Source organism: Pseudomonas sp. NY15356 (assembly GCF_048068175.1).
Classification (GTDB): domain Bacteria; phylum Pseudomonadota; class Gammaproteobacteria; order Pseudomonadales; family Pseudomonadaceae; genus Aquipseudomonas; species Aquipseudomonas putida_K.
The window spans coordinates 1-355 of sequence record NZ_JBLUPW010000092.1 but is presented as its reverse complement, the minus strand read 5'-3'; the positions used below and the strand labels follow the sequence as shown (position 1 = coordinate 355).

Here is a 355-nt window from a genome sequence, read left to right as displayed (position 1 = left end):
CCCAACCTGCTTGCCGATCCCGGTCGGTTGCCGCTCGATGCTCAGTAACCGGTCGCCGTCGTCGTACGCAAAGGCCTGGCTCGCATCGCGGTTGATCTTGGCGACCAACCGGCCAATGCTGTCACGCTCGAACAGCGTGTGCCGTTCCGGGCGTTCGGCATTTTCGCCGTAGCCAATCTCATCCAGTCGGGTGAGATGACCACCTTCGTTGTAGGTGAAGCGCCGCGTCAGGTTGTCCACCCGCACTTCTTCGACCAAGCGGTCCGACGCATCGTAGGCAAAGCTGTAGGTCGCGTTGTTCTCGTTGACCAACGCGGTCAGGCGAATGGCTTTGTCGTACTCGTAGCGAATTCGC

1 pseudogene is annotated in these 355 nt (G+C 60.6%); it reads right to left on the bottom strand.

What is annotated here, in order from left to right:
• Positions 1-355 (bottom strand): annotated as a pseudogene (locus ACNFCI_RS24070) (sugar-binding protein); the annotation flags it as partial.